Origin of the sequence: Dermatobacter hominis (genome assembly GCF_020715685.1) — a bacterium.
Lineage (GTDB): Bacteria > Actinomycetota > Acidimicrobiia > Acidimicrobiales > Microtrichaceae > Dermatobacter > Dermatobacter hominis.
The window spans coordinates 2266233-2290650 of record NZ_CP085840.1; the positions used below are offsets into that span (position 1 = coordinate 2266233).

A 24418-nucleotide genomic window follows, 5' to 3' on the forward strand; every position below is an offset into this window, starting at 1 on the left:
TCAGGTCCGACATGACGACGCTCCGTGTCTCGCAAGTGGCGCGATCGCACGGTCGATCGCAGGGTCGACGAGCGACCACCGTTCGGCGGCCGCCGCGGCGGTGCGGGCGTCGAGGACGGACTGGGCCACCGTCCGGGCCACGACGAGGTCGTCGGCCACCTGCCCCGGCAGGGTCGGCTCGTCGGTCGGCTCCGCCAGCAGCAACAGCGCGCCCCTGGCCCGGTCGACGGCGGCGATCCTCGAGCGGGCCGCCACCTGGCGGGCCTCGAGCGTGTCGAACCGGGGCCGGGTGCCTGCCCGGTCGCCGGCGAGATCGGTACAGACCTGGTCGACCCGCACGTCGAACACCTGCGGCGCGACCGACGACGGCGCGCTCACGACGTCGCTGCGGTCCGCGGCGGGACGCCACCACACCAACGCCCCGATCACGAGCACCGCGGCGACCGCAGCCGCCAGAGCGATCGGCCGCCGCGCCCGGTCCCATCGACCCGCGCGCGCCGCCCAGCGCCCATCCGCGCCCTCGCCGTCGGTCGACCGCAGCGGCGGCGCGTCGACCTGCGCGTCGAACGGGTCGGCGATCCGCTCCTCGGCCGGGGTCCTCCCGGGCCTCGAGCGGTGCGGACGCAGGGTGTCCATCATCGTCCGGTCCGACGACCGTGCCGCCGTCTCGGGTGACGCGTCCGCACGACGGCCTCAGAACCGACAGCGGCTGGCGCCGTGCTCGGCCAGCGGCCCGAACGCGACGGCGACGGTCGGGTCGACGCGGGCCCAGCGGGCGTCGGCCGTCGACGCCGACGGCGCGGTCAGGACCGACTCCGCGGTCGCCCGCGCCCCGTGGAGGTCGCGCACGACCGTCCCCGTCAGCGCCGGGTCGTCGGTCGGCGGGGGCAGGGTGACCAGCACGGCGATCGCCTGGTCCAGCGCATCGATCCGGGACCGGGCGTCGGCGATGTCGCTCATCATCGAGTTCGGCCGGAACCCGATCGTCGCGATCGAGCGCGCGTACGTCGTGCACACGTCGTCGGCGCGCGGCCTGAAGTCGGCCGCCGGCATCGTGGCCACGGCGGTCCCGGTCGGCGGCCCGGCGGTCTCCGCCGGGCGATCAGCGGCGATCCGGTCCATCACCACGAGACCGCTGCCGGCCAGGGCGGCCGCGACCGCGAGCCAGATCAGCCGCTGCCGCCGAGCCCCGGGTGCCCGTGCCGCCTGCGGTCCGACGAACCCGCTCCGCCGGGGCCGTGCGGGGCCCGCGGGGTGCACCTCGATGGTCGTCGCCATCAGGACCTCCCTTCATCCGCTCCCGTCGGAGCGTCACCACGGAGGGCGGCGTCGGCGACGGGAGACGTCCTCTCCCACCGACGATCATCCGCCCCCGGGGTGGTCGCTGTCGCCGTCGCAGGTGGCACCGGCCGAACATGGCATCTGCCATTGACGGTCCGCTCGCCGCGACCGCCGAACGGGCGCCGCGCCGCGAAGGTGCTTCAGGCCCTCGGCTCAGCTGCCGTCGTGGTGCCGACCACCGGGTTCGTCAGGGCGGACTCCCGATCGGGAGCGAGCGCGCGCCGCCCGTCGTCAGGAGCGGAGGCCGAGCGCGTCGACGATCTCGAGCACGGTGCCCGAACGGTTCATGCAGTAGAGGTGCAGGCCGGGCGCACCGCCGTCGAGCAGCGCCTGCGACATCTCGACCGCGGCGTCCACGACGATCCGCTGGCGCTCCTCGGGCGTCTCGGCGCCCTCGACCGCCTCGGCGAGGTCGTCCGGGAAGGCCGCCCCGGCCATCTTGGCCATGCGGTGCACGCCCTGCGGGTTCGACAGCGGCATGACGCCGGGGACCACGGGCTTCGTGACGCCGAGGTCGGCGAGCTCGTCGACGAGGCGCAGGTAGTCGTCGGCGTCGAAGAAGAACTGGGTCACCGCGAAGTCGGCCAGCTCGAGCTTCCGGGCCAGGTTGCGCCGGTCCTCGCCCCGATCGGTCGAGCGCGGGTGCAGCTCGGGGTGCGCGGCGACGCCGATCGAGAACCGGTCGCCGTGGCTGCGGATCAGCTCGACCAGCTCCTCGGCGTAGGTGAAGTCGCCGCCGGGCGGCGACCCGTCCGCGGGCGGATCGCCGGCCAGGGCCAGCACGTCGAGCACGCCGTGGTCGCCGTAGTCGGCGATCAGCGCGTCGAGCTCGTCGCGGCTGTGGCCCATGCAGGTGAGGTGGGCCATGGCCGGGTAGCGGCGATCGCGGTTGAGGTCGACGACCAGGTCGCGCGTGCGGCCGCGGGTCTCCCTGTTGCCGGCCGCGCCGTAGGTGACCGAGACATACGAGAGGTCGAGCGGCTCGAGCTCCTCGATCGTCTGCTGGAGCGTGGCGAGCCCCTCGTCGGTCTTGGGCGGGAAGAACTCGACGCTCAGCGTCGGGCCGGCGCCGAGCAGCTCGCGGATGCGTGGGTGCTCGCTCAACGGGCCGTCCCCGCCGATCGATCCGCCCCCGCCTCGGCCGCCGCGACCGTGTTGGCGAGCAGCATGGCCCGCGTCATCGGACCGACCCCGCCGATGCGGGGCGACACGAACGCCGCCACCTCCGCGACGTCGTCGGCGACGTCGGACACGACCTTGCCGTCCACGAAGCTGACGCCGGCAGCGACGACCGCGGCGCCCGGCTTGATCATGTCGGCGGTGATCATCCCCGGCGAGCCCGCGGCCGCCACGACGACGTCGGCGGTCCGCGTGTACGCGCCGATGTCGGACACGCCGGTGTGCACCACGGTCACCGCCGAGTTCGGCCCGTGCTTGAGCGCCATCAGGTTGGCGAGCGGGCGTCCGATCGTGAGCCCCCGCCCGACGATCACCACGTGACGACCGGCGAGGGCGACGTCGTAGGCCTCGAGCATCGCGACGATCCCGTGGGGCGTGCAGGCCAGCGGCGCCTCGGCGCCCATGACGAGCCGGCCCAGGTTGACCGGGTGCAGCCCGTCGGCGTCCTTGTGCGGGTCGACGGCCAGCACGGCCTCGTCGTAGTCGAGGTCGCCGGGGAACGGGTACTGGAGGATGAAGGCGTCGACTCCCGGATCGGCGTTGAGCAGCCCGACCGCGGCCAGCACCTCGTCCTGCGTGGCGGTGGCGGGCAGGCGGATGTCGGTGGAGGTGATGCCCAGCTCGGCGCAGTCGGCGTGCTTCATGGACACGTACTTGTGGCTCGGCCCGTCGTCGCCCACCAGCAGCGTGCCCAGTCCCGGGGTGATGCCCCGCTCGGCGAGCACGGTGATGCGGTCGGACAGGTCCTCCTTGATGCGGGCCGCCAGGGCCTCGCCGTCCATCACCGTCGCCGTCATGGACCGAATCGTAGGGGCGGCACCCGCAGGGCACCGAAGCGGATCCTCGGCTGAGAGCGCTCCGAACGCCCGGTCCTGCGGATGGGTGCCGGGCGGCGGCCCCCTCTAGCGTCGGGCCCGATGTCTGCACGCCGTTCACGCCGCCGGTCCGCCGTCCTCCTCCTCGCGCTCCTGGCCGGGCTCGGGGTCGTCGCCTCGGCATGCGCCGGGGGCGGCCACGGCCAGCTGCTCCTCGCCGAGGACACCACGGTCTCGCCCGATCAGGCATCGGCGCCGACCTCGACCGACATCTGGGCCGTCGACCCAGGCGACGAGCCCGACGACGACGCGCTGGTCGCGACCGACGTGACCTCGCCGCTCTACATCAACGACGTGCAGGAGGACGGCAGCATCGCCCGGCAGCTGCTCGCCTCGCAGTGGGGCGGCGAGGTGCTCGCCTCGTTCGCCGCCGACGGCGGCGGCGCCACCTACGCCACCGTGGGCACGCCCGGCGAGGACGCCGTGCAGATCGCCGAGAGCGACTCGCAGGTGCAGACGAACATCCTCCGACGGGGCGTCTACGTGGCCACGACCGACGGCTGCACCCTCGCCCGGAGCGCGGACGACATCGACGAGGTCGGCAAGGGCCTGTGCCAGGTCAGCGAGGACGAGCGCTGGGTCGTGTCGTGGCCGGCCGACGGCGGGGAGCTCACGATCCGCGACCTCCGCTCAGGCGACACGCGCACCGTCGAGGGCGACACGATCGGCGCCGTCGCGCTCGGCGCCGGAAGCCGGGTGCTCGCCGTGCAGCGCACCGACGAGGGCTCGCAGGGCGTGGTGATCGACGCGACCGACGGCGACGTGGTCGGCCGCACCGACACCTACGGCGACCTGCAGGCGATGCCGGTGGAGCCGGGGTCGACGGGCTTCGTCGCGCTGACCGCCTCGCGATCCGAGCAGGGCACCGTCGACGGCACGCAGCTGCTGTGGATCGGCACCGACGCGAAGGTGCGGGTCATCGACCGCGGCGCGCTCATGCTGCCGGTCCGCACCGGCTCCGACGTCACCTACGTGCACTTCGGCGATGCCGAGGACGACGACTCCATCCGGCGCTGGGACTCGGGCTCGGGCGAGCGCGAGACGCTGCTCGGCGGCAAGGTCGGCGCGGCGTCGGTGGGCGACGGCCGGATCGTCGCCACCAAGGACACCGACGAGGGTGTCGAGCTGTACCGGTCCGACGACCGCGGCGACCTGGTCCACGCCACCACGGCGCCCGGCGACGCGTCGGCGGGCAGCTCGGTGAGCCGGGTCATCACGCAGGGCGACACCGCGCTGGTGCAGCTGACCTTCGGCGGCACGGCGTCGCTCGCCCGCGTCGACCTCTCGGGCGACGACAGCGACGTGCCGGTGAAGCACTGGACGTCGATGCTGCTCGAGGGCGTCGACACCGACGGCACCGTGCTCATCACCGGCGCCGAGTCCGACGACGCAGAACAGGAGTCCATCGGCGTGGTCACGCCGAGCTCGGACGCCTTCGTCGAGCGGACCACCGCCGACAGCACCGGGCTGAACATGATCCACGAGGGCGTGATCTACGTGACCGACCGCGACGCCGACGGCGACCTCACGATCCGGACGGTGCGGGCGCAGGGCGATGTCGACGGCGAGACGCTCTACACCGGCTACCAGCTGGCGGGCTCGACCTGGCCGACCGACAACGGCGCGACCCAGTCGACCCTGATCTCCCGCGTGGCGGTCATCTCCCAGCAGCAGCAACAGCAGCAGCAGCAGGCCCAGGGCGCCCAGGGCGGCGCCACCCCCGGCGGCTGACCCCCACCGAGATATAGGGGTGCACAGCGACATCCCTTGTCGCGATCCGCGCCTGAGATCTGTTCGGGCCGGGTCCGCGAGCGGTCGCGCGACTCAGAGGTAGAAGCGCTTCGGCCCCCGCCGGAGCTTCACGCTGAGCTCCTCGGGGATGTCGAAGTCGGGGCGCTCGTGACCCCGGTTCGACGTCATAAACCCGTCGATCGCCGCCCCGCCGACCTGGCGGAGGAGCACCCGCATCACCTGGTTGCTGCGCTCGTCGACGTGGACCAGCCGGCTCGTCCACGTCACCGGGCCGTCGAGCACGAGTCCCCACGGCGACGGACCGACGCCGAGCAGCGTCGCGACGTCGGGCCCGACGAACCAGCGCACCGCGGCCGGGACCACGCCTCGCAGCGGCGGGAGCGCCACCATGCCCTCGAGCGCCTCGATCAGCGCCCGGGTCAGCTCACGCCCGTCGCGGCTGTGGTCGAGCTGACGTGACCGGATCAGGTCGGCGGCCGCCCCTGCCTCCTGGCGGTCGCTCGGCAGGATCGACGGGTCGATCCCGAGCAGCGACCCGACCACGCACCACAGGTGCAGGTACGCCTCGGCGTGCTCGTCCTGGTACTCGACGCCGAGCTTGTCGAGCACCTCGAACACCGTGACGGTGAACGTCAGCATCCCGCCGAGCAGGTCCTCCTGGTTGATCGGCACGCCCCAGCCCGAGCACCACCCGTGGGCCGGGACCGGGAGGTGCTCGCTCCGCGGGACCGCCGGGTCCTCGAGGATGAAGTGGCGCACCGCGGCGTGCATGAGGCGGACCCGGCGGGTGTCCTGGTAGCCGCACCCGGTGCCGGTCACGAGACCGCCCGGCCGGGTGACGTTGAGGATCATCTGCGCCGTCTCCATGACCCGACGGACGAGGTCGCTCGTCAACCGGCCGGTGAGCGTGAGGACCCGCGCCCCCCGGGGCGAGGCGTAGCCCGCCGGCAGCGAGCCGCAGAACAGGGCCGAGCCGATCTCGAGCGAGTGGTCCTGGAAGAACTGCGCGCCCAGCTCGACCCGTTCCCGGTCGACCGGGATGGGCGGCTCCGGGCTGGCCTGGAGGTAGTCGTTGACGACCGGCGAGCAGTCGTCGTCGGCGAACCGCAGCCGTCGCGCCAGCTGGGCGACGATGTCAGAGGGCAGCACGGTCGTGCTCCACTCGGCGTGCTCCAGGATGAGCGCGTCGGCCGGGGGGTCACCCCGTCCGCTCATCTCGTCGAGCACCTCGTGCGTCACGAGCGCCATCTCCGAGCACCTCCCCTCTCCCGGGTGAAAGACTACTGACCTGCGTTCACGCTGGAGAGGGGGAACGCGATGGCGAACACGGCCGGCCAGGCGACGGCCACGACGCTCCTGATCCCGTTGCGACGTGGGTGGGCGCTGTGGTGCCGCCTCCTGTTCGCCGCGTCCCGGCGCTTCCCGTGGATCAGCGAGCCGCTGCGCAGGCAGTCGTTCATCCACATGGCGCACTGGTCGCTCGTCGACGAGCTCGGCGGGCAACCGCTCGGGCGGACCGCGATCTACTTCGAGAGCAACTTCGACGCCTCGATGGAGGAGTACGTCGACGTGTTCGTGCAGGCCGTGCCATGGCACATGCGCGTCGTGTGGGCCGGCGGCGTCGGCTACCCGGGGCTGTACCCGAGCGACCGCTACCAGCAGTGGAGCAACGCCCACGCCAACGCCGTGCAGCACTACTACGCGGCCTACGACGACGCGACGACCTCGGGGGTGGCGGCAGCGGTGCGGGTCGACGACCGCCTGCGGCCGTTCATCGAGCGCGCCCACGACATGGACGACGAGACGTTCAATCGGGAGTACGAGCGGCTGCTGACCGAGGTGGGACCGTGGCTGTGACCCCGCCCGAGGACCGGTCGACCGACGGGTCGGCGCTCGACATCACCGGCGCCGACGGCCGCGCGCTCGACGACGCTGCGCTCGACGGTGCCGCGCTCGACGGTGCCGCGCTCGACGGTGCCGCGCTCGAGCCGGTCGTCCTGCCGGGCCCGCCGCCCGTCCTCGCGCCCGACGGGACGCCGCTCATCACCTCGTTCACGTCCATCTGCCCGCTGCGGCCGGACGTCGACGCCGACGAGCTGCGGTCGGTCCTCGCCGGGCTGCCGGTCGGGCCCGGGAGCCCGCTGGCCGTCGAGGGGACCCACTACGCGCGGTTGCAGGTGATCGACGAGGTCGTCGGCCGCCGCCGGCGCCGGCGACCGCTCGGCGCAGCGCTGCTGGTGCTGTCGGCCGACGTCGACGGCACCGTCGAGGCCTGGCTCGACGCACTCCTCGGGCAGCCGGGCCCGTTCGCCGGCGTGCTGTCGCGGTGCCAGGGCGCACCCGACCCCACGGCGGCCGACTTCGCGGCCGACGCCCGGGCCTACCTGCTCCGGTACCGCGTGCCCGTGGCGCTGCACTACGTCAACGACGGCGGCCGGACCGTCGGCGAGGTGCGGCTCGCGCTGGACCGCCACCGCCGCCTGGCCGGGCTCGCGCTCGGCCACCGGGCCAGCGCGCCGGCGGCGCGCCGAGCTGCGTTCCTCGCCGCTTTCCCGAGGATCGAGCCCCCTGCGGCGGGCGATCGGACGGGCGGCACGGACGACGAGGTGCGACGGTGAACGCCCTCGCCGGACCCCTCGGCTCGGTCGTGCGGACCGCCCGGGCTCGCCTCGGCCCGCGCCGGCTGTCGCGCGCCACCCTGGCCGACATCCAGGGCAACGTGCTGCGGGCCTTCGACGACGATCACGCCGAGCTTCTGCTGGTCGCAGTCGACGACCCTGTGGCCGGCCGGCGCCTGCTGCGCGAGCTGCTCCCCGACGTCACCGACGCGACCGAGTGGGTCGTCCCGCCGGCCGTCACCACCAACGTGGCCCTCAGCGCGGCCGGCCTGGCGCGCCTCGGGATGGCCCAGGAGCTCGTCGACGACCTGCCGCCGGCGTTCCGCGAGGGCATGGCGAGGCGTGCCGGCCGACTCGGCGACGACGGTCCCGCTGCACCGGTGCACTGGGACCCCGGGCTGCGGGACGACACCGCCCACGTCCTGATCACGCTCACCGCGTGGCGCGCCGACCGGCTCGACGACCACGCCGCCGCCCTCGCCACCCGGATCGGGCGCGACCCCGGGCTCGACCTGGCCCACCGCCAGCGGGCCGAGCGGTTCGACGACCGTCGCGAGCACTTCGGATTCGTCGACGGCATCGCGCAGCCGCGCCTCGCCGGCATCGACGGCCCTCGAACGGCGCCGACCGGGACGCCGGTGCGCCTGGGGTGGCGATCGCTGCCGGTCGGCGAGTTCGTGCTCGGCCACGTCGACGCCGAGGGCGTCCGCTCCCCCACGCCGGCCCGGGGATGGACCCGCAACGGCTCCTTCGTCGTCGTCCGGAAGCTGCACCAGGACGTCGCCGCGTTCCGGTCGCTCGTCCGGGTCACCGGTGCGGACTACCCCGGCGGCCCCGATCTGCTGGCGGCCAAGCTCGTCGGCCGGTGGCCCGACGGCACGCCGCTGGCCACCTCGCCCGACGGGCCGGACCCTCGGATCGCCGACGACCCGGCCCGGGTCAACGACTTCCGCTTCGCCGACGACCCCGAGGGGCTGCGGTGCCCGGTCGGCGCCCACGTCCGCCGCATGAACCCGCGCGACGGGGCGGGCGTCGGCGGCACGATGACCACCCGCCACCGGATCATCCGTCGCGGTCTGCCCTACGGGCCGCGCCTCGCCGACGACGGCGGGGTCCCGCGCGACGACGGTGTCGACCGCGGGCTGCTGTTCGTCGGCTTCGTCGCCGACATCGAGCGCCAGTTCGAGTTCCTCCAACGGCGCTGGGCCTACGACGGCGATGCGCTGCGGCTCGGCCGGGACCCCGACCCGCTGCTCGGGCCTCCCGAGCCGCACGACGGCGCCCGGTTCAAGGTCCCGGGTGCTCCGCCCTACCTGCTGCCGATCGACCGACCGCTCGTGGTGCTGCGCGGCGGGGGCTACTTCTTCCAGCCGGGGATCGCCGCGCTCACCACGCTCGCCGACGGCCGCACCTGACGGACCGGAGCGCGCCGCCGGCGGCGGCGCCCACCCGGCGCGCCCGTCGGAGCGCCCGTCGGGGTCCGGTCAGCCCACGCGTGCCGCGACCAGCTCGGCGCGGTGCTGGATGCTGCCGGCGCCGACCGACGCGGCCAGCGCGACCGCCTCGGCGAGCGACTCGCGGGCCCGGCCCTCGTCGCCCGGCCCGCCACGGGTCGAGTACATCACCGCCGCCGCCAGCAGCGACTCGGCGGTCCACGCCGGCGCGCGCAGCGCCCGGTGCACCTCGACCGCCTGCGTCAGCAGGTCCTCGGCCTCGTCGAAGCGACCGAGCGTCACCGCGACCTGGCCGACGGCGCCGGCCACCGACCGCCCGGCCGTCGTCCCGGTCCAGACCACCTGGTCCCGCCACGGCACCAGCCGCTCGTGCAGCAGCAGCGCGGCCTCCTCGTCGTCGAAGAACGCGGCGAGCTCGGCGTTCATGGTCATCGACGCCAGCCAGAGGCCGTTGTGGCGGTAGCGGGCGAACCCGTCGACGACGTCCTCCCGGAACAGGTCGTGGCCGTCGCGGCGCCCCAGGTCCCGGTAGCAGATGCCGAGCGCGGGGCGGAACGCCTCGATGTCGGGCGCGGCCTCGACGACCGCGACCAGCAGGTCGACCAGCTCGTCGACCCGGCCCTGCGCCCGGCGGATCTCGAACAGGTGCGACGCGTAGACCTCGTCGACGTCGGGCATGCCGGCCTCCTGGCCGACCTCGTGCGTGCGCTCCATCAGCGCCTCGGCCTCGTCGGCGCGGCCCTCGATCAGGTGGGCGTTGATCGCGACGAACCCGCCGATCCACTCGAGCAGGCGCTGGCCCGTCGCGGCCGCAGCGGGCAGCACCTGCGGGACGAGCTGCTGGAAGAGCGCGGCGTCGCCGTGCTCGAGCGCCACGATGCTGTAGGAGTTCACCGCCCAGAACCACTCGACCGGGTCGTCGAGCGCCTGCGCCAGCCGGTGGTGCTCCTCGGCGACCCGCACCCGCTCGTCGAGGAACCACGGCAGCCGGTGCACGAGCTCCCACGACCGGAGGAGGTAGGCCAGCGTCGCCGGCTGCCCGAGCCGGCGACCCATGGCCACCGCCTCGTCCGACAGCACGAGGCGCGCCTCGGGGTCCTCGCCGAACCCGAGCTCGACCGCGGTGGTGGCGAGCAGCTTCGCCGCCGCGGGGTGGTCGCCGTCGCCGAAGGCGGCCCGGGCCTCCTGCAGCTCGTCGATCCGCTCGGGGTCGACCGACCCGCTGCTCGACCAGAAGCCGCGGAAGTTGGCGAGCGCGACCTCGGCCCGCAGGTCCGGCGAACCGAGCTCCCGGGCCAGGCCGGCGGCGCGGCGCAGTGTGTCGACGTACACGCCCAGGCCGGCGTCCCGCTGGGCCACGCCGAGGCTGAGGAGGAGCTCGCCGACCAGCTCGACGTCGGGCTCGACCTCGTCGGCCATCTCGAGCGCCCGCTCGAACCAGCGGATCGCCTCGCCCGGCGCGAGCTGGCCGTCGGCGCGCCGTCCGGCCTCGCGCGCCCAGGCGATCGCCGCGCGCGTGGTCATGCGATCACGGCCCTCGTAGGCGTGGCGGGCGACCTCGGCCACCGCGCTCAGGTCGGTCACCGCCGCCGGCTCGCCGCCGACGAGGCGCTGCAGGACCTGGGCGGCGTGGCGGTGCAGCTGCGAGCGGCGCAGCACGGACAGGTCGCCGTAGAGGGTGCGGCCGACGATCCCGTGCGCGAACGAGCACGTGCCGGCGTGCCGGCTGGACGGGCGGAGCAGGCCCGCCGCCGTGGCGCGCTCCAGGTGGTCGACCAGGGCGTCGTCCTCGATCCCGGCGAGGGTCGCCAGGACACCGAGGTCGAACTCGAGGCCCAGCACCGCCGCGGCCGCCAGCACGCGGCCCGTGGCGTCGCCGAGGCGCTGCACCCGACGCCGGACGACCTCGAGCACGGTCGTCGGCAGCGTCGCGGCGATCCCCGCGTCGTCGGGCGACGGCTGGCCGTCGAAGCCGATGCCGCCCTCCTCCCGGAGGTGGCGGACCATCTCGGTCACGAAGAACGGGTTGCCGTCGGTCTCGCGGGCGATGACGTCGGCGATCCGGCGCGCCGGCGCCGGGAGCGGGTGGCCGACGACCTGCTCGACGAGCGTGGCGACGCCGCCGGTGTCGAGGCCGTCGAGGTCGAGCGCGACGAGCCGGCCGGCCGCCGACTGCTCGGCCCGCATGTCGTTGAGCGGGTTGTCGGCGTCGAGCTCGCCCCGTCGGTAGACGGTGAGGAGCATCAGGCCGGGGACGGCCTCGTCGGCCAGGAACCTCGTGAGGTGCACGGTCGAGCGGTCGGCCAGGTGCAGGTCGTCGAGGACGAGCACCACGGGCCGGGCCGACGCGAGGTCGGTGAGCAGTCCCACGACGGCCCGGTACAGGCGGTAGAGCTCGGTCTCCGGGTCGGTCGGCGCCGGCTCCTCGAGCGATCCGAGGCGGGCCGCGAGCTCGGGCACCAGCCGGCCGAGCTCGGCACCGTGCTCGCCGACGTGCTCGGCCAGGATGCTCACGTCGAGATGGGCGACGAGGTGGGCCAGCGCCTCGCGGTACGGGCCGAAGGGGACGAGCAGCTCCTCCCGCGCCCGGCCGACCACGACGACCGCGCCGCGGTCGTGGGCCAGCCGCGCCAGGTCCTCGGCCAGGCGGCTCTTGCCGACGCCCGACTCGCCGGTGAGCGACACGACCCGACTGCTGCCGTCCTCGACCGACGCGAGCACGCGCCCGAAGCGCGCCACCTCCGACGAGCGGCCGACGAGCGGGTCGGCGGCCGACGACGTGGGCCAGCGCAGGGGGACGGCGTGCTGCTCGAGCGGCAGCCACTCGACCGGTCGGGCCGGCACAGGGTCGGGCAGGCCCTTGAGGTCGTGCTCGACGAGCTCGCCGAAGTCGAAGGCGACGGCTCGACCGGCGAGCAGCCGGACGAGCTCTCCGACGAGGATGCCGCCGGCCGGCGCGACGTCGCACAGCCGAGCCGCCTCGACCACCGGCTCGCCGTACCAGTCGCCGTCGTCGAACTCGACGTCGCCGGCGCTCAGCCCGATGCGCAGCCGGATCGGCTCGGCGAAGCGGCGGTCGAGGTGCTCGACCCGGCGCTGGATCGCGACCGCAGCGGTGAGCCCGCTCGCGGCGTTGGGGAAGACGGCCATGATCCCGTCGCCGAGCGACTTCACCTGGCTGCCGTCGACCCGCTCGACCTCCTCACGCAGGATGCCGAAGAGCGAGCCCCGCAGGTGGGCGTTGCCGGCCGCATCGAGGGCGACGCTGATCCGGGTCGAGTCGACGAGGTCGCAGAACAAGACGGTGAGCGTCTCGACCGCTCCCCGCGTCCACTCCTGGCGAGGTCCGGACCGACGGGTCCTGTCCTCTTCTCCCACTGGGTGCGACTGTACGACCTGAACGGCCTCCGGGGTACTGCCCGATGACCCATCCGGGATATAGGGGTGCACAGCGACATCCCTTGTCGCGATCCGCGGCCGGAGAAATCGCCCGCCAGCCCGCGGGGGCCGGTCCGGATCAGTGCTTGAAGTGGCGTTCGCCCGTCATCACCATCGCCAGGCCGCGCTCGTCGGCCGCCGCGACTACCTCCTCGTCACGGATCGACCCGCCGGGCTGGATCACCGCGGTGACGCCCTGGTCGGCGACCGAGTCGAGCCCGTCGCGGAAGGGGAAGAACGCGTCGCTCGCCCCGGCACCGCCGTCGGCACGACCGGCCGCCTTCTGGCCCGCGATCTGCGCGGCGTCGACCCGGCTCTGCTGGCCGGCACCGATGCCGAAGGCCTGGCCGTCCTTCACGAGCACGATCGTGTTCGACGTGACGCGGGCGCACAGGCGCCACGCGAACTCGAGGTCCGCCCACTCCTGCTCGGTGGGCTGGCGCTCGGTCACGACCTGCCACCTGGAGCGGTCGACGGTGACGACGTCCTTGGTCTGCACCAGCAGCCCGCCGTCGACGCTGCGCACGTCGAGCGCCGGCACGGTCGGCGGCGGAGCGGTCAGGACGCGGAGGTTGCGCTTCTCGAGCAGCACCATCAGCGCGTCGTCGTCGTAGCCCGGCGCGATCACGACCTCGGTGAAGATCGGGGCGAGCGCCTTGGCCATCTCGACCGGCACCGTCCGGTTCACGGCGACGATCCCGCCGAAGGCCGAGGTCGGGTCGCACTCGTGGGCCCGCACGTAGGCGGTGGTGATGTCGTCGGCCACGGCGGCGCCGCACGGGTTGGCGTGCTTGATGATCACGGCTGCGGGCTCGTCGCCGAGCGAGTGCACCAGACGCCACGCTGCATCGGCGTCGTACACGTTGAGGTACGACATCTCCTTGCCGCCGTGCAGGACCGCGGAGTCCCAGCAGCTGTCGCCGGTGAACGAGTAGCGGGCGCCGACCTGGTGCGGGTTCTCGCCGTAGCGGAGGGGCTGGGCCAGCGTCGCCGACAGGTGCAACGTGCGCGGCAGCGGGGCGTGCTCCTCCGGGAGCGGCGGCAGCTCGCCCGGGCCCTCGTCGTCGAACCAGGCGACGATCGCGCTGTCGTACGCCGCGGTGTGGGCGAAGGCGTCGCGTGCCAGCCGCCGTCGGGTGGTGGCGGACACCTCCCCGTTCGCCCGCAGCTCCTCGAGCACCGGCTGGTAGTCGGCGGGGTCGACGAGCACCGTGACGTGCGCGTGGTTCTTGGCCGCGCCGCGCACCATGGCCGGGCCGCCGATGTCGATCAGCTCCACCGACGGGTCGGACCGGAACGGGTACAGGTTGACGGCGACGAGGTCGATCGGGACGACCCCGTGGGCCTCCATGTCGGCCACGTGGGACGGGTCGTCGCGGTCGGCGAGGATGCCGCCGTGGATCATCGGGTGGAGCGTGACGACCCGGTGGCCGAGCATCTCGCCGAAGCCGGTGACCTGCTCCGACGGGATGACGGGCAGGCCGGCATCGGCCAGGACCTTGGCGGTGCCGCCGCTCGACACCAGCTCCCACCCGAGCTCCACCAGCGCGGCGCCCAGCTCGACGACGCCGGTCTTGTCGTAGGCGGACAGCAGTGCGCGGCGGGGACGGGACTCGGTGCTCATGGGCTCAGCTCTCTGCTCTCACTCGACCTACGACGAGGTCGAGGCGCTCGAGACGGTGCGGTCGAACTGCTCGACGCCGTGCTCGAGGATGGATCGGATCGTGTCGGTGTAGAGGCGGCGCTCGACCGCCTTGATGCGCTCGTGGAGCGTCGACTCGTCGTCGCCCGGGAGGACCGGGACCGCCTCCTGGGCCAGGATCGGACCGTCGTCGACGGTCTCGGTGGCCACGTGGACGGTGCAGCCGGTGACCTTGACGCCGTACGCGAGGGCGTCTCGCACCGCGTGCCAGCCGGGGAAGGCCGGTAGCAGCGCCGGGTGCGTGTTGATGATGCGGCCCGGGAGCGCCGCGAAGGCGGCCGGGCCGAGGATCGTGCCCCACCCGGCCATCGCCACCAGGTCGATGCGCTGCTCGCCGAGCTGCTCGACGACCCGGGCGGTGAAGGCGTCACGGTCGAAGCTGTCACCGAAGTCGGTGCGCTCGACGACGACGCACGGGATGCCGTGACCGGCGGCGACGTCCTCGACCGCGCAGTGGCGGTCGACCATCACCAGGGCGATGGGCAAGCCGCCGGTCGCCATGGCGTCGAGCAGCGTGCCCGAACCGGAGGCGAGGACGGCGAGTCGCATACGCGGGCGAACCTACCAGCCCCCCGTTCCCCTCCTTCCAGCCCGCACCTCGTCCCCGCGCTCCTGTGGCGGGGGCGGGCTTCAGGGGGTGGCGAGGCGGTCGAGGAGCACCGACTCGAGCTCGTAGAACTCGGGCCGCGGGCCGTTGTCGCCGTCGAACCAGCTGTCGGGGTACAGCGCGACGGCCGCGCCCGAGTCGAGGTCGACGGCGAAGCTGCCGGCCACCGAGTCGAGGCCGACCCGGCTGGTGTGCACCGCCGAGTCCTCCCGCGTGCACGGGCACAGCGGCATCAGCCCGATCCCGTAGATCCAGTCGCCGTCGGCGCCGGAGAACGCGCTCATCGACTCCATCGACGCGGTGGACACGCCGTCGGTCAGCGCCCATCGGAAGAAGCGCACGAGCGTCGCCGGGTCCGACTGGATCCCGCCGCTCGACCAGGTCCGTCCCCGGTAGCCGTGCCGGTCCGGGTCGGTCACGTGGTCGAGCGGCTCGACGTCCTCGTCGAACGTCAGCTGCACGTCGGCCCGGGCCCCGAGGTCCTCCATCGCCGACCGCCACGTGGTCCCCGTCGCGCGCTCCAGCGCGGTGGCGAGCAGCAGGTACCCCAGCCGCGAGTAGTCGAAGCCGGCGCCCGGGGCGAAGGCCAGCTCGGGGTCGTCGAGGTACCGCTGGATGACGCCGATCGGTTCGGTCGAGAGGAGGCTGTCGTCCAGCGATCCCGGGATCCCCGACTGGTGCCGGGCCAGCTGCTCCAGCGTCATCTCACCTGCGTGCGGGATCTCGGGCATCCACCGCGACAGCGGGTCGTCGAGGGCCACCGCACCGGCTTCGACCGAGCGCATGAGCCACACCGCCGTCGCCGCCTTCGTCATCGACCACCACACGAGCGGGGTGCCGTCGACGGCCGGGGAGCCCGAGTCGGCCGGGGTCACGATCGGGACGTCGCCCGCCGACCACGAGAACACCGAGACCGTGCCGTCGCGGTCGACGACGGCGCCCTTGAGGGTGGTCAGCCCCCCGACGGTCTGGACGTCGGGGTGCCGCTCGACCCACGCCTGGATCTCCTGCTCGAGCGTCGGTCCCTCGATCTGCGACGCCCCGGGGATGGACGTCGAGGTCGTCGTCGTGGCGTCGAGCATCCCGGCGCGCGCCGCGACCGCCTGGCCCGACAGCGGCTCGGCCGAGCTGCCGCCGTCGGGCGACACGACGAGCGCCGACGCCACGAGGCCGATCGCGAGCAGCGCCGCGCCGGACCGGAGCGCGAGGCGACGGCCCCGCGGCCGGACGCGCCCCCACGGGCCACGGCCGGTCCACGACCGCAGGGGATCGACCTGCACGGGGCGGCGCTCCCCCACCGTCGGGCGGCGATCGGTCGGCGGCGCCGGTCCGCCCCTCGGGGTGGCCCCGTCGCCCAGGTCGACGAGCCGCCAGGCCGGCGGTCGCTGTCGGATCGACCGCGGGACGAGCGCCAGGGCGCGGGCCCTGGCGCCGGGCAGCGGCGCGGCCCGCCGGCCGGCCGCCCACTCCTCGATCGGACCGAAGATCACGACGCACCCGGCCGTCACGACGACCACGACGAGCAGGGCGAGCCCCCACCGCAGCGGCCCGGGCGCGAGGTGCTCGTCGACCAGCTCGGCCGCAGCGACCAGCCCGAAGCCGTGCCAGAGGTAGATCGTCAGCGTGCGGCGCACGAGCGCGTCCACGCCCCTGCCGGTCACGCCGTCGACCGAGGCGAGGATCGGGTGCAGCGCGAACAGCACCATCAGCCCTACGCCGCCGACGAGCACGGTCAGCAGCGCCGAGCGGTTCACGACGAGGTCGGCCGGGCCGTACCGCATGGCGGCGAGCACGGCGGCGACGGCCAACGCCAGCCCCAGCACGGCCGAGGTCCGGGCCGCGGGCACCCGGCGGTCCCGCTGTGCGTAGACCATCCCGGCGGCGACGAACGTGCCGTAGCTGACGGCGTCGAGCACCGACAGCGGCAGGAGCGACCGGCCGGCCACCTGCTCGGCCCAGTACACCGCCACCGTGGCGACGGCGAACAGGACCGGCGCACCGACGCCGACGCGCCGCACCAGCCACCGAATCCCCGCGGCGCCGAGCACGAACCAGACGTAGGCCCGCACGTACCAGAGCGGGATCCACAGCCCCCGGAGCTCGTCGCTGCCCACCGGGTCGACGACCGGGACGAGCCAGCCGAACAGCTCGCCCGGTCCGGGGCGCCAGCCCATCGCCACCATGACCGCCACGCTGACCGCGCCGTAGACCCAGAACGGGATCAGCAGCCGGCGGGCCCGCTGGCGCACGGTCGCCCACCAGCCCCGACGCTCGAGCGACCCGTCGAGCAGCGCGCCGGCGCCGAAGAACATGGCCGGCATCGCCGGGAACCACGTGAGCCAGGCGGCCGACCAGGTGTGCCAGAGGATGACCCGGACGAGCGCGAGCGCCCGTACGACGTCGAGGAAGCGGTCCCGTCCGCTCGGCCTCGCCGCGGATGCGGCACCGGCGGGGCCCGTGATCGCGCCGGCGGTTGGGCAGTCGTCGGGGCTCGCAGCCGACATCCCGTCGCCGGGATCGCCGGCGGCGGTCGGGGCGCCGAAGGGCCCGCGCGTCGAGGTGTCGTCGGTGCGTCGCATGGTCAGGGAGGGGACCGAGCCGCCGTGCCCGCGGGCGACCGTCCCAATGCTACGGGTACCGAACGACCGATCCGTCGCGCAACCCCTCCGGCCGGCGGGACGCGGACGGCGGGCGCCGTGCCGGGGCACGACGCCCGCCGTCAGCAGGACCTGCGATCGCGATTTCTCGGGTGCGGATCGCGACAAGGTCTGTCGCTGTGCACCCCTATATCTCAGAGGGAGCGGATCACGTCGACCATGAGGCTGCCCGCCTCGGTCGGGTTGGCGCCCACCTGGGCGCCGGCGCTCGTGAGGGCCTCCATCTTGGCGGCCGCCGTGCCCTTGCCACCCGAGACGATGGCGCCGGCGTGGCCCATCTTCTTGCCCGCGGGGGCCGTCTGGCCGGCGATGTAGGCGACGACCGGCTTCGACATCTTCGAGGCGATGAACTCGGCGGCCTCCTCCTCGGCCGACCCGCCGATCTCACCGATCATCATCACGGCCGACGTGTCGTCGTCGGCCTCGAAGCGCTCGAGGCAGTCGATGAAGCTCGTGCCCGGAACCGGGTCGCCACCGATGCCGACGCACGTGGTCACGCCGATGTCCTGGAGCTTGAGCTCGTACAGCGCCTGGTAGGTCAGGGTGCCGGAGCGGCTCACGATGCCGACGTTCTTGGCGCCGGCCTCGGGCGACTTGGCGATGTGGCCGGCGGTGATGCCGATGTTGCACTTGCCGGGGCTGATGATGCCGGGGCAGTTCGGGCCGAGCAGCTGCACCGACGGGAAGTCGCGCTGCAGCTTGTTGAAGAACCAGGCCTCGTCGTGCATCGGCACGCCCTCGGTGATGCACACGATGAACTCGACGCCGCCCTCGGCGGCCTCGATCACCGCGTCCTTCACGCCCGGCGCCGGGATGAAGATGCAGCTGGCGTTGGCGCCGGTCTCGGCGACGGCGTCGGCGACCGAGGCGAAGATCGGGATGCCCTCGACGTCGGTGCCGGCCTTCTTCGGGTTGGTGCCGGCCACGACCTGCGTGCCGTACTCACGGTTCAGCAGGCCGTAGTAGCGGCCCTGGCTGCCGGTGAGGCCCTGGTAGACGACCTTGGTGTTCTCGTCGACGAAGATGCTCATGGTTCGCGTTCTCCTTCTGCGCTCGTCGCCGAGCCTCAGGCCCGGGCCAGCTCGACGACCTTGGCGGCCGCCTCGAGCATCGTGGGCTGCATCTGCAGCTTGTCGGACAGGTGCGGCTGGAGGATCTCCCGACCCTCCTCGGCGTTGGTGCCGTCCAGGCGGATGACGATCGGCGCGTCGATGGTGACCCGACCCAGCGCCTCGACGATGCCGTTGGCCACCTCCTCGCCGCGCGTGATGCCGCCGAAGATGTTGATGAAGATCGCCTTCACCTGCGGGTCGTTGTTGATGACCTCGAGCGCCCCGGCCATCACGTCGGCGTTGGCGCCGCCGCCGATGTCCAGGAAGTTGGCGGGCTTGCCGCCGGACTGGTTGACCACGTCGAGCGTGCTCATGGCCAGGCCGGCGCCGTTGGCGATGATGCCGACGGTGCCGTCGAGGCCGACGTACTGCAGGCCCTTGTCGTGGGCGGCCTGCTCGCGGACGTCGCGGACCTGGGTGGCCTCGTACTCGGCCCAGTCGTGACGGAACCCGGCGTTGCCGTCGAGGGTCACCTTGGCGTCGAGGGCGTGGACCTCGCCGGTCGGCTTGAGGATGAGCGGGTTGATCTCGGTGAGGTCCGCGTCGCCCTCGGTGTAGGCCCGGTAGAGCTTCTTGAGGATGTCGACCGCGCCGTCGTTGGCCTTCGGGTTGAGCTTGGCGGCGGCGACCCACTCGCGGGCGATCTCGTCGGTCAGCCCGTCGACCGGATCGATCCAGATCTTGGCGATGGCGTCGGGATCGGACTCGGCGACGGCCTCGATCTCGACACCGCCCTGGGCGGACAGCATGCCGAGGTGCTTCTTCGCCGAGCGGTCGAGCGTGAACGACGCGTAGTACTCCTCGTCGATGTCGGAGGCGACCTCGACCCAGATGACCTTGACGACGTGGCCCTTGATGTCGAGGCCGAGGATGTTCGAGGCGTGCTCGCGGACCTCGTCGGCGTTGTTGGCGAGCTTCACGCCACCGGCCTTGCCGCGGCCGCCGACGTGGACCTGCGCCTTGATCACGACGGGGTAGCTGTCGAGCCGCTCCGCGACGGCGACGGCGTCGTCCACCGTGGTGACCGCCTCGCCGGCCGACACCGGGATGTCGAACGCAGCGAAGAACTGCTTCCCCTGGTACTCGAAGAGGTCCACCCTCTCACCTTCCTGTCGCGAACTGCTGACGGCGGCGGTTCTGACGGGTCGTCAGGTCGCGCCGGGCCCGACGAGGGAGCGTAGACCGGACGACTCGGCCGCCCCCATTCCGGGCCCGGGCCGGCGGGGGTGCCTCCACCCCCATCGCCGCAGTGGCCCGCACCCTTCTCGGCGGCGTGCCGGGTTCGTAGGGTGCAGCCATGGCCAGGGAAGCCGGCGTGTCGGTGGCGGGGAGGATGTGGGCCCGGCGCGAGGTGCGACGCCGACCGGTCGCCCTGGTCTCGCTCGGCCTGCTGGCCGGGCTCGCGGCCGCCGTGGCCCTCGCGTCCATCGCCGGCGCCCGCCGCACCGACGACGCCTTCGAACGGCTCCGCCGCGCCACCGACGCGGCCGACGCCGTCGTGTTCGCCAGCCAGGTCGACGTCATCGACCCCGACTGGGCGCCGGTCGCCGCGCTCCCCTACGTGGCCGCGGCAGGGTCGTTCGGGCTCGGGCCGATCTCGGTCGTGGACGCCCCGCCGGGCGTCGACCCCGTGGAGAGCGGCGTGTTCGACGTGGCCTTCGGCGACTGGCAGACCGAGGTCGACCGCCCCGTCCTCTCCGAGGGGCGCCTGCCCGATCCCTCCGACCCGCACGAGGTCCTGGCGGTCAAGGGGTCGAACCCGGCCGTCGGGGTCGGCTCCCGCTTCACGCTCCAGCGGCCGTCCGACGAGCAGCTGGCGGCGGGCGACTTCTGGGCACCACCGGAAGGTCCGACGATCGACGTCGAGGTCGTGGGCATCGGACGCTCGGCGTTCGAGATGGCGGTCATCCCCGACGACACGCCGCCCGGCGAGGTGCGCGAGGGCGCCGAGCTCATGGCCACCCCGGCGTTCCACGAGCAGTTCGCCGCCCCGGCGATGTTCATCAACAACCTGCTCGTCCGCTTCGAGCCGGGCCAGGCCGACATCGAGCGGCTCGAGGCCGACGTGCGGCGCATCCTCGACAAGCCCGAGATGCCGATCCTCGACGCGGTCGCCGTGTCGAAGCGGGTCACGAACGGCACCGCGCTCGAGACCCGGGGTCTCCTCCTGTTCGGGCTCGCCGTCGCCCTCGCCGGGGTCGTGCTCGTCGGCCAGGCCCTCACTCGGTCCGTCCGGGCCGGCGCGGACGACCTCACGCCGCTCCGCGCCCTCGGCTTCGCGCAGCGCGACGCCGCGATCGCGCTGGCCCTGCCGCACCTCGTGCCGATCGCCACCGCGGCGATCGTCGCCGTCGCCGTCGGGATCGGGCTGTCGGTGCTGTTCCCGATCGGGCTGGGTCGCCAGATCGACCCCGACGTCGGACTCCACGCCGACTGGCCGGTGCTGCTGCTCGGCGCCGGGCTGCTCGTGGCGGTCCTCGCGATCGCCATCTGGTCGACCGCGTGGCGCGAGGCCGGCCGCCACCACCGACCTGCGGCCGTACGCGACTCGCGCCTGGTGCGCGCACTGCGGAACGCCGGCGCGTCGGTGGTCACCACCACGGGTGCCCAGATGGCGCTCGAGCCGGGGCGCGGCCAGCGCGCGCTGCCCACCCGTCCGGCCCTGGCCGGCGCAGTGCTCGGGGTCCTCGGCGTCGTCGGGGCGTTCACGCTCTCGGCCGGCATCGACGACGCGATCAGCAACCCGTCGCGCATCGGCGCGAACTGGGACATCGAGGTCCAGGCCGCGTCCCCCGAGGCGCTCGACGTGATGCCCGAGGTCCTCGACGCCACGGATCAGGGTGGTGACGTGGTGGCGTCGGCGATGACGAACCGGGCCCTGCTCGTCATCGACGGGCTCACCCTGCCGACCTACTCGCTGGCGCCGCGCAAGGGCGACATGGGGTTCACGACGCTCGAGGGCCGCCAGCCGGTCCGGCCCGGCGAGATCGCGCTCGGACCCGACAGCGCACGGGGCTACGGCGTCGGCGTGGGTGACCAGGTGACGGTCAGGCCGCAGGGCGACGACCGGGAGATCCCGCTCACCGTCGTCGGCATCGCGCTGCTGCCGACCACCCCCCACTCGAGCTTCGACCAGGGCGCCTTCGTCACGGACGAGGAGCTGCACGCGCTCGTCGGCGACGCCCCGCCCACCGGGGACGGCCTCACGCCGCCGATCGTGCCCACCTATCTCGCCAGCGTTCGCGAGGGCGCCTCGGCCGGGGCCGTCAGCGACGCGATCACCGAGGCCGGCGAGGGCGCGCTCGAGGCCGGCCCGGCGACGAGGCCGATCGACCTCGTGAACCTCAGCAACGTGCGTGCGCTGCCGGTGCTGTTCGCGGTGTTCACGATCGTGCTGGCGATCGGGACGCTGGCCCACGTGTCGGCGAGCGTGGTGCGCCGGCGGGGACACGACCTGGCGGTCATGCGCGTGCTCGGCCTCACCCCGCGGCAGACCCGCTTCGCGCTGTCGTGGCAGGCGACGACCGTGGCCCTGATCGGGCTGGTGATCGGTCTCCCGATCGGGCTCCTCGTCGGTCGGGCCAGCTGGCGGTGGGTCGCCGAGTCGACGCCGATGCTCTACGTGGCGCCGCTCGGGCTGCTGGCCGTCCTCCTCGTGGTGCCGGTGTCGCTGCTCATGGCCAACCTGCTGGCGCTGTGGCCGGGACGTCAGGCGGCGCGGCTCCGGCCCGCCGAGGTGCTGCGGACCGAGTAGGCCGCCGCGTCGCGTCAGATCGTGCCGTCGGCCCGCAGGCGGTCGAGCGCCTCGCCGTCCAGGCCGAGCACGTCGCCCAGCACCTCGTCGGTGTGCTCGCCGAGCTCGGGGCCGACCCAGCGGATCTCGCCCGGCGTGTCCGACAGCTTCGGCACGACGTTCTGCATCGGGAAGTCGCCGAGCTGCGGGTGGGCGAGGGTGACGATCGCCTCGCGGGCCTTGAAGTGGGCGTCGGCGAGCATGTCGGGGGCGGTGTAGATCTTCCCGTTGGGCACGCCGTGCTCGTTCAGCAGGTCCTCGAGCTCGCGCGACGTCATCGTCGCCGACCACTCGGCGATCAGCGCATCGAGCTCCGCCTGGTTCGCGCCACGGGCGTTGTGGGTGGCGTACCGCTCGTCGTCGCCGAGCTCCGGTCGCCCCATCGCCGCGGCGAGCCGCTTCCAGACGGTGTCCTGGTTGCCGCTGATGAGGTGCTCGCCGTCGGCGGTCGGGTAGGCGTTGGCCGGGGCGACGTTCGGGAGGATCGAGCCCGTCCGCGGGCGGATGTAGTCGCTGACCGTGTACTCGGGGATCAACGACTCCATGACGCCGAGCACCGCCTCGTAGAGCGCGGAGTCGACGATCTGGCCTCGGCCGGTCGCCTGCCGGGCGTGCAGCGCGACGAGGCAGCCGAGGCAGGCGAACGTGGCGGCGAGCGTGTCGCCGATCGAGATGCCGGCCCGGGCGGGAGGCCGGTCGGGCTCGCCGATGACCGCTCGCAGGCCGCCCATCGCCTCGCCGATCGCGCCGTACCCGGGGCGGGACGCGTACGGACCGGTCTGGCCGTAGCCCGAGACCCGGACGACGATCAGCCGGGGGTTGGCCGCCATGAGCTCCTCGGGCGGCATCGACCACTTCTCGAGCGTGCCGGGCCGGAAGTTCTCGATGAGGACGTCGGCCGATGCGATCAGCTCCTTGGCCAGGTCCTGGCCGGCCTTCTGCCGCAGGTCGATGGTCACGGACCGCTTGCCCCGGGCCACGACCGGCCACCACAGCGAGCGGCCGTCGGCCTTCTCACGGCCCCACTCCCGCATGGGATCGCCCTGACCGGGCGGCTCGAGCTTGATGACGTCCGCACCGAAGTCGGCGAGCAGCTGGCCGCAGAACGGGCCGGCGAGCAGCTGTCCCATCTCCACGACCCGCAGGTCCGACAGCGCTCCGGGCATCGACGTCCTCTCGTTCGGCCCCGGGCGGATCTCCCGGGTGCGGCCGCCAGACCGTACCGCCGCCGTAGCGGGGCCTCAGCGTGGCGACCCGCCGAATTCCGGCGCTCCGGAGCCCCGGGGGATACTTGGCGTCGTGCCGGTGGAACGACGGAGCGGGAGCAAGCAGGCGACCTCGGTGGTCATCGGGGTGGTCGCGCTCGTCGTCGCGGTCATCGCGGCCTGGGGGATGATCCAGCTGGCGTCCGGCGGCAAGGGTCCGGTGCAGGTCCAGCTGGGCGACGACACGTTCGACGCCGGGTTCACCGCCCGCATGTCGAAGCAGATCGCCGAGGACGGGCCGCTGCTGTTCAGCGACGTGTCGGGGCGCGGCCAGCGCCAGCCGATCTACGTCAACCACTTCGGCGACGCGGAGAACGAGGACTGGATCGCGCTCTCGGCGGTGGCGCCGGGTGCGGCCGAGGGCTGCTTCCTCTCGTGGAACGCCGAGCGGAACCTGTTCGAGGAGCGCAGGGCGACCGACGCCTCGGGCGGCAGGGACGCCGTCGGCGAGCTGTGCCGCGACACGACCTGGTCGGCCGACGGCTCGGGCGGGTCCGACGGCTCCAAGCTCGAGGCCTTCCCGTGGCGGGTGGACCGCGACGACCGCCTCATCATCGACCTCCGCCCCGACCAGTCCCGCGACACGACCACCACCATCGCCACCAGCGGCAACTGACCCGTCGCC

18 protein-coding genes are annotated in these 24418 nt (G+C 73.7%); 6 read left to right on the forward strand and 12 right to left on the reverse strand.

Translation table 11 applies throughout. The annotated features are described in order from the left end of the window. The 4 genes from LH044_RS10580 to LH044_RS10595 form a co-directional block, all read right to left on the reverse strand. Positions 1–639: a hypothetical protein gene (locus tag LH044_RS10580; RefSeq protein ID WP_227759998.1), complete on the reverse strand. Its 639-nt coding sequence runs from the start codon at positions 637–639 to the stop codon at positions 1–3. A 54-nt stretch (positions 640–693) separates the two neighbouring features. Further along, positions 694–1278 carry a hypothetical protein gene (locus LH044_RS10585; protein ID WP_227759999.1) on the reverse strand — a complete coding sequence of 195 codons (585 nt, stop codon included), beginning with the start codon at positions 1276–1278 and terminating at the stop codon, positions 694–696. Positions 1279–1572: 294 nt separating this feature from the next. Continuing rightward, positions 1573–2445: a methylenetetrahydrofolate reductase gene (locus LH044_RS10590; RefSeq protein ID WP_227760000.1), complete on the reverse strand. Its 873-nt coding sequence runs from the start codon at positions 2443–2445 to the stop codon at positions 1573–1575. Continuing rightward, positions 2442–3317 carry a bifunctional 5,10-methylenetetrahydrofolate dehydrogenase/5,10-methenyltetrahydrofolate cyclohydrolase gene (locus LH044_RS10595; protein WP_227760001.1) on the reverse strand — a complete coding sequence of 292 codons (876 nt, stop codon included), beginning with the start codon at positions 3315–3317 and terminating at the stop codon, positions 2442–2444. The genes LH044_RS10590 and LH044_RS10595 overlap by 4 nt, the downstream gene beginning before the upstream one ends. 120 nt (positions 3318–3437) lie before the next feature. Between LH044_RS10595 and LH044_RS10600 the strand changes: the two genes are divergently transcribed. Next, entirely contained in the window at positions 3438–5126 is a 1689-nt protein-coding gene (locus LH044_RS10600; protein ID WP_227760002.1) for a hypothetical protein, read from the forward strand. Between the two features lie 93 nt (positions 5127–5219). Here LH044_RS10600 and LH044_RS10605 read toward each other — a convergent pair whose 3' ends face one another. Further along, complete coding sequence (locus LH044_RS10605; protein WP_227760003.1) at positions 5220–6395, reverse strand: oxygenase MpaB family protein; 1176 nt, start codon at positions 6393–6395, stop codon at positions 5220–5222. A 69-nt stretch (positions 6396–6464) separates the two neighbouring features. Between LH044_RS10605 and LH044_RS10610 the strand changes: the two genes are divergently transcribed. From LH044_RS10610 to LH044_RS10620, 3 genes are read left to right on the forward strand one after another with little or no spacing between them, the layout of a single operon-like run. Next, positions 6465–7004 (forward strand): hypothetical protein, encoded by a 540-nt coding sequence (locus tag LH044_RS10610; protein ID WP_227760004.1) that lies wholly within the window; start codon positions 6465–6467, stop codon positions 7002–7004. Beyond that, a complete protein-coding gene (locus tag LH044_RS10615; RefSeq protein WP_227760005.1) occupies positions 6995–7765 on the forward strand; it encodes a hypothetical protein in 771 nt (256 codons plus the stop codon). Before LH044_RS10610 ends, LH044_RS10615 begins: the two co-directional genes overlap by 10 nt. Beyond that, positions 7762–9180 (forward strand): Dyp-type peroxidase, encoded by a 1419-nt coding sequence (locus LH044_RS10620; protein WP_227760006.1) that lies wholly within the window; start codon positions 7762–7764, stop codon positions 9178–9180. The genes LH044_RS10615 and LH044_RS10620 overlap by 4 nt, the downstream gene beginning before the upstream one ends. Positions 9181–9249: 69 nt before the next feature. On the opposite strand, the gene LH044_RS10625 is transcribed toward LH044_RS10620, so the two are convergent. From LH044_RS10625 to sucC, 6 genes are all read right to left on the reverse strand, one after another. Continuing rightward, positions 9250–12597 (reverse strand): ATP-binding protein, encoded by a 3348-nt coding sequence (locus LH044_RS10625; protein WP_227760007.1) that lies wholly within the window; start codon positions 12595–12597, stop codon positions 9250–9252. A gap of 139 nt (positions 12598–12736) precedes the next feature. Then, complete coding sequence (gene purH / locus LH044_RS10630; RefSeq protein ID WP_227760008.1) at positions 12737–14281, reverse strand: bifunctional phosphoribosylaminoimidazolecarboxamide formyltransferase/IMP cyclohydrolase; 1545 nt, start codon at positions 14279–14281, stop codon at positions 12737–12739. Between the two features lie 27 nt (positions 14282–14308). Then, entirely contained in the window at positions 14309–14908 is a 600-nt protein-coding gene (gene purN / locus LH044_RS10635) for a phosphoribosylglycinamide formyltransferase (RefSeq protein ID WP_227760009.1), read from the reverse strand. An 81-nt stretch (positions 14909–14989) separates the two neighbouring features. Continuing rightward, entirely contained in the window at positions 14990–17545 is a 2556-nt protein-coding gene (locus LH044_RS10640) for a serine hydrolase (protein ID WP_227760010.1), read from the reverse strand. 212 nt (positions 17546–17757) lie between these two features. Then, complete coding sequence (gene sucD / locus LH044_RS10645) at positions 17758–18654, reverse strand: succinate--CoA ligase subunit alpha (protein WP_227760011.1); 897 nt, start codon at positions 18652–18654, stop codon at positions 17758–17760. 35 nt (positions 18655–18689) lie between these two features. Continuing rightward, positions 18690–19832, reverse strand: a complete 1143-nt coding sequence (sucC, locus tag LH044_RS10650) for an ADP-forming succinate--CoA ligase subunit beta (protein WP_227760012.1) — start codon at positions 19830–19832, stop codon at positions 18690–18692. Between the two features lie 200 nt (positions 19833–20032). Here sucC and LH044_RS10655 point away from each other — a divergent pair, with 200 nt between their 5' ends. After that, on the forward strand, positions 20033–22489 hold the full coding sequence (locus LH044_RS10655; protein ID WP_227760013.1) for an ABC transporter permease: 2457 nt from the start codon (positions 20033–20035) through the stop codon (positions 22487–22489). A gap of 14 nt (positions 22490–22503) precedes the next feature. Here the strand turns inward: LH044_RS10655 and LH044_RS10660 are convergent, their stop codons facing one another. Further along, positions 22504–23694, reverse strand: a complete 1191-nt coding sequence (locus tag LH044_RS10660) for a CaiB/BaiF CoA transferase family protein (RefSeq protein WP_227760014.1) — start codon at positions 23692–23694, stop codon at positions 22504–22506. A gap of 133 nt (positions 23695–23827) precedes the next feature. On the opposite strand from LH044_RS10660, the gene LH044_RS10665 reads away from it, so the two are divergent. Beyond that, the gene (locus tag LH044_RS10665; RefSeq protein ID WP_227760015.1) at positions 23828–24409 is read left to right on the forward strand and encodes a hypothetical protein; all 582 of its coding nucleotides are present in this window, start codon (positions 23828–23830) and stop codon (positions 24407–24409) included. Positions 24410–24418 lie beyond the last annotated feature (9 nt).